Annotated in this window: 12 protein-coding genes; 7 read left to right on the top strand and 5 right to left on the bottom strand. The window is 68.4% G+C overall.

Translation table 11 applies throughout. From position 1 onward, the window contains the following. Positions 1–385: 385 nt before the first annotated feature. Entirely contained in the window at positions 386–1,144 is a 759-nt protein-coding gene (locus QH196_RS22520) for a DUF4760 domain-containing protein (protein ID WP_280417804.1), read from the top strand. A gap of 140 nt (positions 1,145–1,284) precedes the next feature. On the opposite strand, the gene QH196_RS22515 is transcribed toward QH196_RS22520, so the two are convergent. Both QH196_RS22515 and QH196_RS22510 read right to left on the bottom strand, forming a co-directional pair. Continuing rightward, complete coding sequence (locus tag QH196_RS22515) at positions 1,285–2,124, bottom strand: SDR family oxidoreductase (RefSeq protein ID WP_280417803.1); 840 nt, start codon at positions 2,122–2,124, stop codon at positions 1,285–1,287. A 68-nt stretch (positions 2,125–2,192) separates the two neighbouring features. Next, positions 2,193–2,687, bottom strand: coding sequence for an Lrp/AsnC family transcriptional regulator (locus tag QH196_RS22510; protein WP_280417802.1), 495 nt, complete (start codon positions 2,685–2,687; stop codon positions 2,193–2,195). 144 nt (positions 2,688–2,831) lie between these two features. Between QH196_RS22510 and pdhA the strand changes: the two genes are divergently transcribed. The 4 genes from pdhA (at position 2,832) to QH196_RS22490 (ending at position 7,469) form a co-directional block, all read left to right on the top strand. Beyond that, complete coding sequence (gene pdhA, locus QH196_RS22505) at positions 2,832–3,959, top strand: pyruvate dehydrogenase (acetyl-transferring) E1 component subunit alpha (RefSeq protein ID WP_280417801.1); 1,128 nt, start codon at positions 2,832–2,834, stop codon at positions 3,957–3,959. Beyond that, a complete protein-coding gene (locus QH196_RS22500) occupies positions 3,956–4,930 on the top strand; it encodes an alpha-ketoacid dehydrogenase subunit beta (RefSeq protein WP_280417800.1) in 975 nt (324 codons plus the stop codon). The genes pdhA and QH196_RS22500 overlap by 4 nt, the downstream gene beginning before the upstream one ends. Before the next feature lie 38 nt (positions 4,931–4,968). After that, positions 4,969–6,549 carry a dihydrolipoamide acetyltransferase family protein gene (locus tag QH196_RS22495; protein WP_280417799.1) on the top strand — a complete coding sequence of 527 codons (1,581 nt, stop codon included), beginning with the start codon at positions 4,969–4,971 and terminating at the stop codon, positions 6,547–6,549. A gap of 104 nt (positions 6,550–6,653) precedes the next feature. Beyond that, entirely contained in the window at positions 6,654–7,469 is an 816-nt protein-coding gene (locus tag QH196_RS22490; RefSeq protein ID WP_280417798.1) for a sulfurtransferase, read from the top strand. 189 nt (positions 7,470–7,658) lie between these two features. Here the strand turns inward: QH196_RS22490 and QH196_RS22485 are convergent, their stop codons facing one another. Both QH196_RS22485 and QH196_RS22480 read right to left on the bottom strand, forming a co-directional pair. Then, entirely contained in the window at positions 7,659–8,366 is a 708-nt protein-coding gene (locus QH196_RS22485) for an HNH endonuclease family protein (RefSeq protein ID WP_280417797.1), read from the bottom strand. Positions 8,367–8,417: 51 nt separating this feature from the next. Then, positions 8,418–8,780 (bottom strand): hypothetical protein, encoded by a 363-nt coding sequence (locus tag QH196_RS22480; RefSeq protein ID WP_280417796.1) that lies wholly within the window; start codon positions 8,778–8,780, stop codon positions 8,418–8,420. A gap of 286 nt (positions 8,781–9,066) precedes the next feature. On the opposite strand from QH196_RS22480, the gene QH196_RS22475 reads away from it, so the two are divergent. Then, positions 9,067–11,871, top strand: coding sequence for a DEAD/DEAH box helicase (locus QH196_RS22475; RefSeq protein ID WP_280417795.1), 2,805 nt, complete (start codon positions 9,067–9,069; stop codon positions 11,869–11,871). Further along, positions 11,871–12,635 carry an SWIM zinc finger family protein gene (locus tag QH196_RS22470; RefSeq protein WP_280417794.1) on the top strand — a complete coding sequence of 255 codons (765 nt, stop codon included), beginning with the start codon at positions 11,871–11,873 and terminating at the stop codon, positions 12,633–12,635. The genes QH196_RS22475 and QH196_RS22470 overlap by 1 nt, the downstream gene beginning before the upstream one ends. Before the next feature lie 78 nt (positions 12,636–12,713). Here QH196_RS22470 and QH196_RS22465 read toward each other — a convergent pair whose 3' ends face one another. Next, positions 12,714–13,772 carry an amidohydrolase family protein gene (locus QH196_RS22465; RefSeq protein WP_280417793.1) on the bottom strand — a complete coding sequence of 353 codons (1,059 nt, stop codon included), beginning with the start codon at positions 13,770–13,772 and terminating at the stop codon, positions 12,714–12,716. Positions 13,773–13,831: the final 59 nt, after the last annotated feature.

Below are 13,831 nucleotides of genomic sequence, written 5' to 3'. Positions count from 1 at the left end.
GGTGACCCCGATCACGGGCCGCGTGGCGGACTCGTGGAGCAGTACCTCGCGCTGGAGAGGACCGTGCTTGCGGGACACCATCACCTGGCGCTTCAGTCGCGTACGAATACGTTGTTCGATGTCCTCGGTGCTTCCGTCGCCGAGAAACGATTCGATCAGACCGCGCGGGCATACCCGGAGGTTTGCAGCAAGCCTGGAACCAGCTATTGAAAGGAGATCACGCGGCGGGCCGCTCCATGCCCGCATGCAGGTTGAAGGCGTCGCTGAACATGCTGTCCCCGATCCTCACCGAGACCGGACAAGTGGTGAATGGTCCTGGGCGTCGTCCGTAGGTTCGGCGAGAGGGTGCATGCGACACGGGTCCGGGCGATCTGGATGGGGCACGGTGATCCTGAGCGACGTGCTGGGTATGCTGGGGACCCGTTTTACCCGGGTCATGTGCTCGGCGGATCAGCCGGGTGCGTCGGCGACGACGGCCCCAGGTCTTGGTGAAAGAGCTGAAACTGGTTGTCGTAATCCGCTGAGCGGCAACAGGATTGACGCTAAAATCGACGAGGTGTCAGATTTCGTCATGATTGCCACGTTTGTTCTCGGGTGCGCTGGCTTCATATGGCAGATCCGGATTTTTACGCATCAGGTCAAGGAGTCGCGACTAGCGGTGGAGCGTGCCACGGAAGAGGCGATCGAGGAGAATCGACGCCAATGCCGCCGGTATACGCTGGAATTCATCGGTAATACGATTGCGCGCCAGTACGACCTGTATTCGAAGGTGCACGCCGATGACGGATTCCTGGAAAGGGCGAAAGTCCCGAACAGTGAGGAGTATATGGGATTGCGCTCCTACCTCGGGTACTTGGAGAACATCGCCGCGGGCGTGAACATGGGGATCTTCGACCAAGAGGTGGTCGACCACACAGCCGGTGCGCGCCTGATCAAGGCCTGGGAGCAGTACAGCGGTTGGGTCGAAGCGGTCCGGGAGGCGCAAGGAAACAAGCGGATGTACGAGGAATTGGAAGTCCTGGTACGGCGGCTTCCCCCTCTGAATCCGCCCAATCGGGAGGAGGATGCGGCGGACGACGACACCTCGGTTGCTGACGGGGGTGCCGCGCTGGCAAGGGCCGCCGGTTCACCGCCGGAGTCCTGACAACTGCCCGCCCCGGGGGTAATCCAACAGTCCCGCCGGTTTGTCGAGCCGTCGCGCTTCGTCGATCCTGCCGAGCTCCAGAACCGCTGGTCGGTGTATCGGCCGCCGGCGCCGGACTTGCGATTGTGATTTCCCTGGGGTCAGTTGCCGGGGTTTTCCAGGGCAGCTTGGAAGCGGCGCATGCCGCGGATCCAGCGGTCGTAGTCCGATCCCTTGTTCCGGTACATCTGCAGGACTTCGGGGTGCGGGAGGATCAGGAATTCGCCCGCCGCGACCCCGGCGAGGACTGTGTCGGCGACCTCTTCGGCGCTGAGTACGGCGCCTGCGGATTTCACGGCGGTGATCGCCAACCGGCCCGCTTCGGCGTTGTTCTCCGGGATCATGCCTTCCCGGAGCAATGCCGTGTCCACGCCCATCGGGCAGATGCAACTGACGCCGATTCCCTTGTCGCCGTAGGTGATCGACAGCCATTCGGCGAAGCCTACGGCGGCGTGTTTGGAGACCGAGTACGGTGCCGAGCCCAGTTGGGTGAGCAGGCCGGCGGCGGAGGCGGTGGAGACGAAGTAGCCGCTGCCGCGTTCCAGCCAGCCGGGGACGAGGAGGCGGGCGGCGCGGATATGCGCCAGGGTGTTGACCTCGAGGGCGGCCGACCATTGCGCGTCGGTGCTGTCCAGGCCTGCGCCGCCGCCGATACCGGCGTTGGCGAAGTAGAAGTCGACGGGGCCGAAGGTGGTTTCCGCGGCCGTGATCAGCTGTGCGATCACCTCGGGGTCGGCGGCGTCGCCGCCGGCGGAGATCGCGGCGTCGCCGATCTCGTCCGCGACCTTCGCCGCGGTGGTGGGGTCGAGGTCGGCGACGACGACCTTCGCGCCGTGGCCGGCGAGCCCGCGGGCCAGTGCCGCGCCGATACCGGAGCCGCCGCCGGTGACTACGGCGGTCCGGCCGGAGAAGGTGTCGGTTGCTGTGCCTGAGAGCTCCATATCGGCACCTTATCCCTTACTGCGACACAAGCCTAGGTATGTCGCTTAATAAGCGGGTTCGTGGCGGTTCAGTCCCGCTCGGCCAGGCGGCGGAGCAGCGGGGCGGTGCGGGGGCCGACCAGTTCCTGCATCACCAGTGTCATATTGGTGCGGACCACGCCGGGGATCTTCAGGATCTGGCCGGCGATCCGATAGAGATCGTCGGCATCGCGGGCGACCACGCGGACCGTGAGATCGGTCGGGCCGGTCATACCGCATGCCTCGGTCACCTCCGGTACCTCGGCCAATTCGTCGACCACGGCGTCGAGGCGATGCTGGTCCACGACCACCGCGACGAATGCGGACAGCCGGTACCCGAGCGCGCGCGGCTGCACCCGGAGTTCGAAACTGCGCAGGACGCCGGCGGCTTCCCAGCGCGCGAGCCGGGCCTGCACTGTATTGCGGGAGAGTCCGAGCCGCGCGGCCAGCTCGACGCCGGTGGCGCGGGGGCTGGCGGTCAGTTCGAGCAGTAGTCGCGCGTCCGTGGCGTCCAGTACCGGGTCGGTGCTTTCCTGGCTGGTCATAAAGCGCAGTATGACAGCAAATGGCGGTCCAAAACCGTGCGGAATGCTCAGTTGCCGGATCGAGACTTGCGCAGTTCGCCTAGGCGTGGATGCTGTGTGTTGTAGGCCACATCAGCGCGTGACCCGCGTGAGGAGGCGAGGCCGATGCCCGGCACAACCGAGTATCCGGTGCAACTGATCCAGCCCGACGGCGCTCGGGTGCACAACCCCGAATATCAGGCCCTGGTCGCCGATATCGGACCGGATGACCTGTGGCAGCTCTACGAAGATCTGGTGGTGAGCCGGCGGATCGATACCGAGGCCGTCGCCTTGGCCCGGCAGGGCCAGCTGGGTCTGTGGGCGCCGGGGGAGGGGCAGGAAGCCGCGCAGGTCGGTTCGGCACACGCGCTACAGCCCGACGACTACGTCTTCAGCAGTTACCGCGAAGCGGCGGTCGCGTACTGCCGCGGAGTGGACCCGGGAGCTATCACCCCGATGTGGCGCGGGGTCGCGCATTCGTCGTGGGATCCGGCGGAGATCAATATGACCAACCCGGCGATCGTGGTGGGCGCGCAGGGCCTGCACGCCACCGGTTACGCCTACGCCGCCCACCTGGAAGGTGCGGAGATCGCCACCATCGCCTACTTCGGTGACGGCGCCACCAGCCAGGGCGATATCGCCGAGGCCCTGACCTTCGCCTCCACCTGGAGCGCCCCGGTCGTGTTCTTCTGCCAGAACAACCACTGGGCGATCAGCGAACCCGTACATCTGCAGAGCGCGACCCCGATCGCGCAGCGAGCGGTGGGTCATGGGATCCCGGCGACCCGGGTGGACGGTAACGATGTGCTGGCGGTCCTGGCCGTCACCCGCCGGGCCGCCGCCCGCGCCCGCACTGGTGGCGGTCCCTCCTTCATCGAGGCCATCACCTACCGCATGGGCCCGCACACCACCGCCGACGACCCGACCCGCTACCGCACCTCCGCCGAAACCGGGGACTGGGCCCGCCGCGATCCGATCCTGCGGATGCGGCGGCTGCTCGAACGCGAGGGCCTGTTCGATCCGGCCGGGCAGCGGCGGGTGGACGAACGCGCGGACGAGGTGGCGCACCGGATCCGGTCGGCCACGCTGGCCATGCCCGATCCCGAACCGCTGGAATTGTTCGACCACGTCTACGCGACACCGCATCACCTCGTCGCGGCCCAGCGCCGCGACTACGCCGAGTACCTGGCCGACGACCCGGCCGCCGGCGAGAACGTCGCGCCCACCCTGCGCGAGGAAGGAGTCCGCTCATGATCACCACATTCGCCGCGGCGCTCAACGCTGGGTTGCGCACCGCCCTGGAGGACGATCCCAAGGTGGTGCTGATGGGTGAGGACATCGGCCGGCTGGGTGGTGTGTTCCGGGTGACCGATACGCTGCAGAAGGATTTCGGCGACCGCCGCGTCATCGATACGCCGCTGGCCGAATCCGGCATCGTGGGCACGGCGTTCGGGATGGCACTGCGCGGTTATCGGCCGGTATGCGAGATCCAGTTCGACGGCTTCGTCTACCCGGCCTTCGATCAGATCGTCTCGCAGGTGGCCAAAATCCATTACCGGACACGGGGCAAGGTGAGCGCTCCGCTCACGATCCGGATCCCGTTCGGCGGCGGGATCGGTTCCGTCGAACACCATTCCGAATCGCCGGAGGCCTACTTCGCGCATACCGCGGGCCTGCGGGTGGTTTCGCCGAGCAACCCGGCCGACGCCTATACGATGATCCGCCAGGCGATCGCGCTGGACGATCCGGTGATCTTCTTCGAACCCAAACGCCGCTACTGGGACAAGGCCGAACTCGATCCCGCCGCAACGGATTCGCTGCCGCTGGACCGGGCCCGGGTCTGCGTACCGGGGTCGGACGCCACCCTCGTCGCCTACGGAGGTACTGTCGCCACCGCGATGACCGCGGCGAAAATCGCTACAGAAGAGGGCATTTCGCTCGAAGTGATCGATCTGCGCAGCCTGGCGCCACTGGATATCGACACCATCGCCGAATCGGTGGACCGGACCGGCCGGCTGATCGTGGTGCACGAAGCGCCGGTCACCGGCGGAATCGGCGCGGAGATCGCGGCCCGGATCACCGAACGTTGTTTCTATCGACTCGAAGCACCGGTCCGGCGGGTCGGCGGATTCGATATTCCCTATCCTCCGGCTAAGCTCGAAAAGCATCACCTGCCCGATCCGGACCGCATCCTGGCGGCGGTCGACAGCACACTTGCCGCCTGAGTGCCCCGCCACCCTGACGCCAGCCGGAGGTGCCCACCGTGGACGATGCCGCTACCGCCGAATCGGGCGAGATCCTGGAGTTCCGGCTGCCCGACCTAGGCGAGGGGCTCACCGACGCCGAACTGCAGAACTGGACCGTCGCGGTGGGCGACGAGGTCGAGTTGAACCAGACCATCGCCGAGGTGGAAACCGCGAAGGCGGTGGTCGCGCTGCCCTCGCCGTTCGCGGGCACCGTGGTGGAACTGCTCGCCGAACCCGGGTCGACGATCGAGGTCGGGGCGCCGCTGCTGCGGATCCGTAGCAGCACGCCCGCACCGGAGGGCAACGGTCGCACGTCGGTGTTGGTGGGCTATGGGCCGGAGACGGAGAATCAGCCGTCGCGCCGGCGCCGCATGCGTGCCGCGGCATCCGCTCCACCTGCGGAAACGACGACCGCCGGGGTCGACTACGAGGGGGGTGTCATCGGCGCGGATGCGGGGGTGGCGGACGAGACGGCCGCAGCGCCTGTGCAAGGAGCCGGTGCCGCCGAGGAAACGTCGGCCCCGGTGGGCGCGGAGCATACGGAGGCCTTTGGCGGCACCCGTGCTGATGCGGGTGCTCGTTCGCCGGCCGAGACCGCACGGGGTACTCGGCCCGATGCGGCAGCTGGGGACCGCGGCGGGGCGGCGCCGCCCGGTGCACCACACGGCGGGGACACCCTGGGCTCGGGGGTCGGCGGCGGGCGGGTCTCCGCCACCCCCGGTGCGCGAAAGCTGGCGCGGGAGTTGGGGATCGACCTCTGGTACGTGGCCGGATCCGGGCCGGAAGGCGCGGTCACCGTCGCCGATGTTCGCGGTGCGGTGCCGGTATCGGAACCCGCACCGCGCGAGCACGCCGCCGAGGAGGTCGCGCGGATCGGGCAGCGGGCCGACGGATCGGTCCGGGAGGAGCGCACGCCGATCTCCGGAATCCGGAAACGGACCGCGGCCGCCATGGTCGCCAGCGCCCGCACGATCCCGCAGGCGTCCACCTCCAGCACGGTCGATATCACGGCGTCGCTGGAACTGCTGGATCATCTGCGCGCCACCAAGACATTCGAGGGGCTGACCCCCACGCCGCTCGCCTTGGTCGCGAAATCGGTTCTTGCCGCGCTGGCCGAATATCCCGGGATCAACACCTACTGGGACGAGGCGAATTCGGAGATCGTCACCAGGTATTTCGTCAACCTGGGTATCGCGGTGGCCACCGAGCGCGGACTGCTCGTACCCAACATCAAGGACGCACAGACGCTGAGCCTGCGGGAACTGTGCCGGGAGATCGGCTGGCTGGCGCAGACCGCCCGCGACGGCCGGGCCGGGCTGTCCGAGCTGCGGGGCGGGACGTTCACGATCTCCAACGTCGGCGTTTTCGGGGTCGAATCGGGGACGCCGCTGGTCAACCCGGGTGAGGCGGCGATTCTGTGCGTCGGTGCGGTGAACTCGCGACCGTGGGTGTTCCGCGGCGAGCTGGCCGTGCGGTCGGTGGTCACGCTGACGCTGAGCTTCGACCACCGCATGATCGACGGTGAACTGGCGGCCCGGTTCCTGGCCACGGTCGCCGGTGCGCTGGAAGATCCGCTGACCCTGCTCGCCCGGATCTGAGCAGGCCCGCAGATAGGTGAACTCTGCGGTGGCCGCATGGACGCGGCAGAGCACGCGCGCGTACGGTGAAAAAACTGTTCCAGACTCTTGGACGAGGAGCTGCGGTGAACGCGGTACTGATCTCGGCTGAAGAACTCCGGGAATCAACGGAAGAAAACCTGCGCCTGCTGGACGTCCGCTGGCAGCTGGGTGACCCGGAGGGGCCTCAGCAGTACCAGAACGGCCATATCCCGGGCGCGGTGTTCGTCGACCTCGACACCGAACTCGCCGCATTACCCACCCCGGCCCAGGGCCGGCATCCGCTGCCGGACCCGGAGCAGCTCCAGAAATGCGCCCGCAGCTGGGGCCTGTGCGCGGGGGATCCGGTCGTTGTCTACGACGCCCTCGGCGGTATGTCGGCCGCGCGGGCGTGGTGGCTGTTGCGCTGGGCCGGGATCACCGATGTGCGCATCCTCGACGGCGGGCTGCCCGCATGGCTGCGCAGCGGCGGCGACCTGGCGACCGGCGTGGAACCGGATCCCGAACTCGGCGATATCGAACTCGACCCCGGCCGGCTGCCGGTGATCGATGCCGACGCCGCCGCCCGCTGGGAAGGTGTGCTGATCGATGCCCGGGCCGCCGAACGGTATCGCGGGGAACAGGAACCCGTCGATCCCCGGGCGGGGCATATCCCCGGTGCAATCAGCGCTCCGACCAGCGAGAATCTCGATGAGGACGGCTGTTTCCTGCCGGCGGAACTGCTGCGCCGCCGATACCACGACCTCGGCGGTGAACCGGTCGCGGTGTACTGCGGTTCGGGCATCACTGCCGCGCATGCGATCGCGGCACTCGCGGTGGTGGGTGTGGAGGCCGCCCTGTATCCGGGGTCGTGGTCGCAGTGGGCGCACGATTCGAAACGGCCTGTGGCGACGGGTGCCTGATCCGGCGTTGGTCCAGCGCGGTGTGGATGCGCTCGGTTGCCGGTAGCCTGCTCGCCGATATGGCCGGACGCCGGCCTTGACGCACGGCGGGTTCGAGGCGCCGATCCCCGCCGCCCCGCGGTAGCCGGGCGCACGGCCGGCTCGCGACCCACGGCGTCCGGGGCGGCGCGCGTCTCGGTGTCGTGCATATCAGTCGCACCGCGCCGTGATATCGCGCAATACCGCATGGTCCGCGCCGGTGACCGGGAGCTGGTACCGCACGGCGACCGTGAGGTACCGGCCCGCGTAGTAGCAGTGTCCCGGACGCGACGGTGGTAACCACTCGGCGGGTGTGCTGTCGCTTTTATCGGTATTGGTCGCGCGGTCGGTGGCCTGCAGGTTGTACTCGATATCGTTCGCGAAGCGGATGCGCTGCGCCGGTGACCAGGTGGCGGCTCCCATATCCCAGGCGGCGGCCAGCGGATAGATATGGTCCACGGGCAGCTGCTGGGCGTTTTCTTTGCTGAACACCATCCGATTGCCGGTATACGGATCGGCCAGGATGCCGGACTGGACGACGCAGCCCCCGGTGCCCGGGCGGAACGCGACTTCCACCAGCTGCCGGGCGAGGACATTGTTGCGGGTATCGCAGCCGTCGTGGCCGCCCGGGCCGTCGTGATCATCGGACCAGGCCGGCCCGAAAACGCACCCCTGCCCGGACCCGCAATCACGCTCGTAGCCGCCGGTGTGCGGGCGTTCGGGAACCACCCGGACCGCGGCGAGGAGTTGTTCGAGTTGAGCGCGCCCGGGGCTACCGGGTGCGGGCCGCAGGCCCGGCGGGACCGCGCAGGCGGCGAGCAGGCCGACCAAGCAGGCGGTGAGCAGTGCGGAAACCGTGTGAATCTTCCCCCGTGTCATCACGGTTACCGGTATACCCGAGGGCGCCGACAGGTTCCGGCGCCCGGTGGATCACAGCCAGGCGCGGGCCAGCAGCTCGTCGTTGTCGACCCCGCTGCTACGCGGTGGGAAACGCGTAGCGACCAGGGATTCGATATGCGCCCCGTCGTGGCCGATCACCCAGGAACCGCCGCTGTCGAGACATTCGGCGATCTTGGCGAAGGCCGTGAGCAGGAACGTGATGGCATCCTCGGGCCGATCGGTGTGGGCGAGCCGCTGCGATTCGCCGGGCCGGGACAGATCCAGCCAGACACCGCACTGGCCGTCCAGCCGCATACCGACGATCTTGCCGGCATCCACGAAGGTGAACTTCCGCCGCTCCCAGGGTGTGGTCGGCGTGTAGCTCTGCTCGAGAACCTGGAGCAGAATTGTCATACTGCTGCCCTCCGCTGTTCGATGACGCCGCTGTGTGCTGTGGGGACCGCTGTTCCGGGGCCGGTGTGCGCCGCCTGCCGCATGCCGCTGCCGGACAGCTCGCCCGGTGCGGGCTCCGCCCGGCGGGCGTGGATGGCGGATAACAGCGGTGACCAGCGGATATTTCCCAGTATGTGCCGATATGGGGGATAAATCCAGAAATGGCCCGGCGCGCCGGAGCGGGGTCCGGACGGGAGTGGGCGGGGACGGTTCACGGCGTGTCGGACCGGGCTGATTTGATGGGGCCATGCTGCACGGACTGTGGTCGCCCGGAGCCGGGCTACTGCTGTGGCGTGCCCCGGGTGAGGAGGGCGAGGCGGTCGGGGGCCTGCTCGGCTCGGTACTGGCGGAGTCGCGGTTCCGGCACCGCGCCGAAGTGCTCCTGGTGGACGAGGCCGGTGCCCGGCGGGAAACCGTCCGGGCTCACGCGCTCGTGCCCGCCGCCGCGGCCGCCGCCTTACGGCAGCGGTTGCCGGCCGCGGCCGTGGCCGGTGATCTGCGGTTCCTCGCGCACCTCGCACTCGGATTGGAAAGGTGGATACGCGCGGGCGCGGTGGTGCCGGAATTGCGGCGCGAGGACGGCCAGTGGTGGGCGCGCTGGCGGCCGGTCGGCGGACCAGGTCAGCGTGCCTGGCTGGCCGAACTCGCGGCGCTGGCACCGCCGGCGCTGCGCGTCGCGGGTGAGCCGGCCGATGTGCTCGACGATATGGTCACCGAGCTCACCGATCCGATGGTGCGCGAACTGCTCGCCGCGGATGCCCATCCACATCCGCTGGCCCACGCATTGTCGGCGGACGTTCCGGTGGAGTCGGGCAGCTACCAGGTGGCCGAAGTGCTGCGGCACTGGCGGGAGACGCTATCGTCCGGCGAACCGGAGCTGGTGTTGCGATTGCGCGAGCCGGACGGCGAATTCGCCGAAATGCCCGGGGATTCCGCGTTGTGGCGGCTGGAGGTCTGCCTGCGTGCCGACGGCGCGGCGCCGCGGCCGATTCCGGTGCCGGGAATCGCGGACGAAGTACGGACCGGCCTGGAATGGCTGGGGAAAGCGCAGCGCGCCTATCCGCGGCTCCGCGATGTCCCGGCCGATTCGCACAGCCTCGACCTGCTTCTGCCGACGGAAGTGGTGGCCGATCTGGTGGCGCACGGCGCACAGGCGTTGTCGGCCGCGGGGATCCCGCTGCTGCTGCCGCGAGCCTGGAATATCACCGAACCGACCCTGCGGCTACGGGTGAGCGGCGCCGCGGTGCCCGCCGCCCAGAGCACGGTCGGCCTGGACGGGCTGGTGTCCTACCGCTGGGAGCTGGCACTCGGCGATACCGTGCTGTCCGAGCCCGAGATGCGGCAGCTGATCTCGGTGCAATCGGATCTGGTGCGGTTACGCGGGGAATGGGTGCAGGCCGATCACGGTGCCCTCGCCGCCGCCGCGAAATTCGTCGCGCTGCACACCGGCGACAACGAGATCACTCTCGCCGATCTTCTCGGTGAGATCGCGGCGAACCAGGCCGGGCGGGTACCGCTCACCGAGGTCACCGCCGAGGGGTGGCCGGCAGCCCTTTTCGACTCCGGCCGCGCGCAGGAACCGGTGGCCGCACCGGCCCGGCTGAAGGCGCAGCTCCGCCCGTACCAGGAGCGGGGGCTGGCGTGGCTGGCCACGATGAACCGGTTGAACTGCGGGGCGATCCTCGCCGACGATATGGGTCTCGGGAAGACGATCCAGGTCCTCGCGCTGCTGCTACACGAACGCGAAGGCGTCACCACTCCGCGGCCGACGGTGCTGGTGTGCCCGATGTCGGTGGTGGGCAACTGGCAGCGGGAAGCCGCGCGGTTCGCCCCGGATCTGCAGGTTCTGGTGCACCACGGGCCCGGCCGCGCCCAGGGCGGCGATCTGGATACAGCCGTGGCCGGGGCCGATCTGGTGATCACCACCTACGCGTTGCTCGCCCGCGATATCGCCGATCTGTCGCGGCAGCAGTGGGAGCGGGTGGTTCTCGACGAGGCGCAGCACATCAAGAACGCCGCCACCCGGCAGGCGCGGGCGGCGCGGGCGTTACCGGCCCGGCATCGGCTCGCGCTCACCGGCACCCCGGTGGAGAACCGGCTGGAGGAACTACGCTCCCTCTTCGATTTCGCGGTACCGAAGTTACTGGGCAGCCCGCAGACTTTCCGTGCCCGTTTCGCCGTGCCGATCGAACGGGAGAACGATCAGAGCGCCGTCACCCGGCTGCGCGCGGTAACCTCGCCGTTCCTGCTGCGCCGTGTGAAAACCGATCCGGCCGTGATCGATGATCTTCCCGAGAAATTCGAGATGACCGTGCGGGCCAATCTCACCGTCGAACAGGCGGCGCTGTATCAGGCCGTTGTCGAGGATATGCTCGAAAAACTGCGTGACGCCAAGGGAATGGCCCGCAAGGGAGCCGTACTCGGTGCGCTCACCAAGTTGAAGCAGGTGTGCAACCATCCGGCTCATTTCCTCGGGGATTCCTCCGCCGTGCTGCGCCGGGGCGCGCATCGCTCCGGGAAGCTGGCGCTGGTCGAGGATGTGCTCGACGCCGTGCTCGCGGAAGGGGAGAAGGCGCTGCTGTTCACCCAGTTCCGGGAGTTCGGGGAGCTCATCGCCCCGTATCTCACCGAGCGTTTCGGCAGCCCGATTCCGTTCCTGCACGGCGGGGTAGCCAAGAAGCGCCGCGACGGCATGGTGGAGGCATTCCAGCGGGCGGACGGACCGCCGCTCATGCTGCTTTCGCTAAAGGCCGGCGGAACAGGGCTGAACCTGACCGCCGCGAATCATGTGGTGCATCTGGACCGCTGGTGGAATCCTGCCGTGGAGAACCAGGCCACCGACCGCGCCTTCCGGATCGGGCAGCAGCGCGCGGTGCAGGTGCGGAAACTGGTCTGCGTCGACACGATCGAGGAGCGGATCGACGAAATGATCACCGGGAAACGCGAACTCGCCGATCTCGCGATCGGAGTGGGGGAGAACTGGATCACCGAACTCGGCGACGACGATCTGGCCCGCTTGTTCAGCCTGGGCGCCGAGGCGGTGGGAGAGTAGTGGCCGATTTCGCCGAATACGGGAAACGCCGGCCGGTATCCGGCGGGGCATCGACCCGCAACCGCCGCGGCGGATTCGCCCGCAACTTCTGGGGCAAGGCGCTGCTCGAGGTGATGGAACGGCTCGCCGACCCCGGCCGGCTCGCGCGCGGGCGCACCTATGCGCGGGCGGGTCAGGTGGTGAGTTACCGCATCGAACCGGGGCTCGTCACCGCCGAGGTACAGGGCAGCCAGCCGCGCCCGTTCACCACCACCTGCGAGATCCGCCGGTTGCGGCCGGAGGAAGTGGAACTGGTGGTGGAGGTGATCCGGTCCGCGCCGGGGATGCTGGCGCGGATAGTGTCCGGCGACCTGCCCCGCGAACTCGCCCCGCATCTGGTGCCGGAAACCGCCGCCGATATCGACTTCGGCTGTAGCTGCCCGGACCCGGGCTGGCCGTGCAAACATGCGATCGCGGTCGTCTGCCTGCTGGCCGAACGGCTGGACGACCATCCCCGCGATCTGCTCGCCGTACGCGGGCTGAGTATCGACCGACTGATCGGCGGAGTCGAAACGGCCACCGAGCAGGTGGACGAAACCACCGATCCCTACGGCAACGCCCTCGAACTACCCGAGCTGCCCTCCCCCCGCGGCGGACCGGCGCTGGACGAGCTCGATCCGGCTCTGCTGCGGCGCGCGCTGCGTATGCTCTGCGCCGACGAAACCACTGCGGCCGCCGGCAACCGTGCTTTGGTCACGATGTACGCGTCGATGACCGGGAGGTAGCGCCCACGCCCGTATCGGTGGGCATCGAAAGCCGAGCCCACGCCGATCACGATCATCATGCAGCGCGACCGAATCGCCTCAGTCCAGCCGGTAGACGCGCTGGGCGTTCGTGCGGAAGACTTTCTCCAGCGCTGCGGAATCACCGAGGTGATCGGCCAGGACGGTCGCCACTGCTTCCGCGCTGTTGGTGATCGAGGTGATCGGGCGGTCGACCGGGAAGTTTGATCCCCAGATGAGGCGGTCGGCGCCGAAGGTGCCGGCGGCGTGCCGCAGCAGCGGGCCGATGCGGTCGGTGAGTTCGGCGACCGGCGTCGGGGTGCCCGCGCGCGGTACCGGATGCCCGAGAATCGGCATCATCAGGCCGCTGACCTTCGCCACCACATTCGGGGATTCGGCCAGGTCGGCGATAGCGGTGCGCCACCGTTCGAGTATTCCGGTGCGCGCATCGGTATCGCGGCCGGTGTGTTTGCCCACCGGGCCGAAGATCCCGGCGGGCGTGCCCAGGTGGTTCAGGATGATCGTGGCTTCCGGATAGCGCTGGGCGAGCGCGGTCACCGCCGGGATCTGATGCGAGTACACCCAGGCCTCGAAGGCCAGATCGCGTTCGGCGAGGGCGGCGAAACCGTCGAGGAATGCCGGGCTGCGCAAGGTGTTCGGTCCGTCGGCGAAACTACGGATTCCGGTATCCGGGTGGTGGGCGACCCCACTGCGGATACCACGTACCAGTGGCGAAGCCGACAGGTGGGCTTCGAGGAGTTCGGCGAAACCCGGATCGGCCGGGGAACCACCCCCGCTGACCGCCGCGAGTGCGGGGGTGTCCACACCGAACGGCAAGGCGGTGACCCAGCGGGTTTCCTCGGCCTTCGGCCCGGCCCACTCGACCTCGATATGCACCACCGACTCGACCGGTACCGCACCGGCGTCGGTGCGGTAGTCGGCGGGCAGATACGGACCCAGATACGCCGACGGCTCCCCGATGAACTCCCGGTCCCGCCGCGGCGCCAGCCGCACGGCGAGCCCGAGGGGCAGCGGGAGGGTGCGCAGCAGTTTGGCCGTACGACTGAACTCGCGCGGATTGCCGAACGGGTCCCACTGGTGGATATGCGCGTCGATGATCCGGATATCGCCGATGTCCACAGCGCTGCCTTCCTGCGATGATCGTCGGTTCGCGGGCCCGAGCGTAGCGCGTGACCAGC

Origin of the sequence: Nocardia carnea, from assembly GCF_029868325.1 — a bacterium.
GTDB classification, from domain to species: Bacteria; Actinomycetota; Actinomycetes; order Mycobacteriales; family Mycobacteriaceae; genus Nocardia; species Nocardia carnea_C.
The sequence above is the reverse complement of the archived record's forward strand: the minus strand, read 5'-3'. Positions and strand labels throughout refer to the sequence as shown.

Coding starts and splice junctions, on each gene's coding strand:
- QH196_RS22485 (WP_280417797.1), bottom strand. CDS start 8,366: ATGACACGGGGGAAGATTCACACGGTTTCCGCACTGCTCACCGCCTGC.
- QH196_RS22515 (WP_280417803.1), bottom strand. CDS start 2,124: ATGGAGCTCTCAGGCACAGCAACCGACACCTTCTCCGGCCGGACCGCC.
- QH196_RS22510 (WP_280417802.1), bottom strand. CDS start 2,687: ATGACCAGCCAGGAAAGCACCGACCCGGTACTGGACGCCACGGACGCG.
- pdhA (WP_280417801.1), top strand. CDS start 2,832: ATGCCCGGCACAACCGAGTATCCGGTGCAACTGATCCAGCCCGACGGC.
- QH196_RS22480 (WP_280417796.1), bottom strand. CDS start 8,780: ATGACAATTCTGCTCCAGGTTCTCGAGCAGAGCTACACGCCGACCACA.
- QH196_RS22475 (WP_280417795.1), top strand. CDS start 9,067: ATGCTGCACGGACTGTGGTCGCCCGGAGCCGGGCTACTGCTGTGGCGT.
- QH196_RS22500 (WP_280417800.1), top strand. CDS start 3,956: ATGATCACCACATTCGCCGCGGCGCTCAACGCTGGGTTGCGCACCGCC.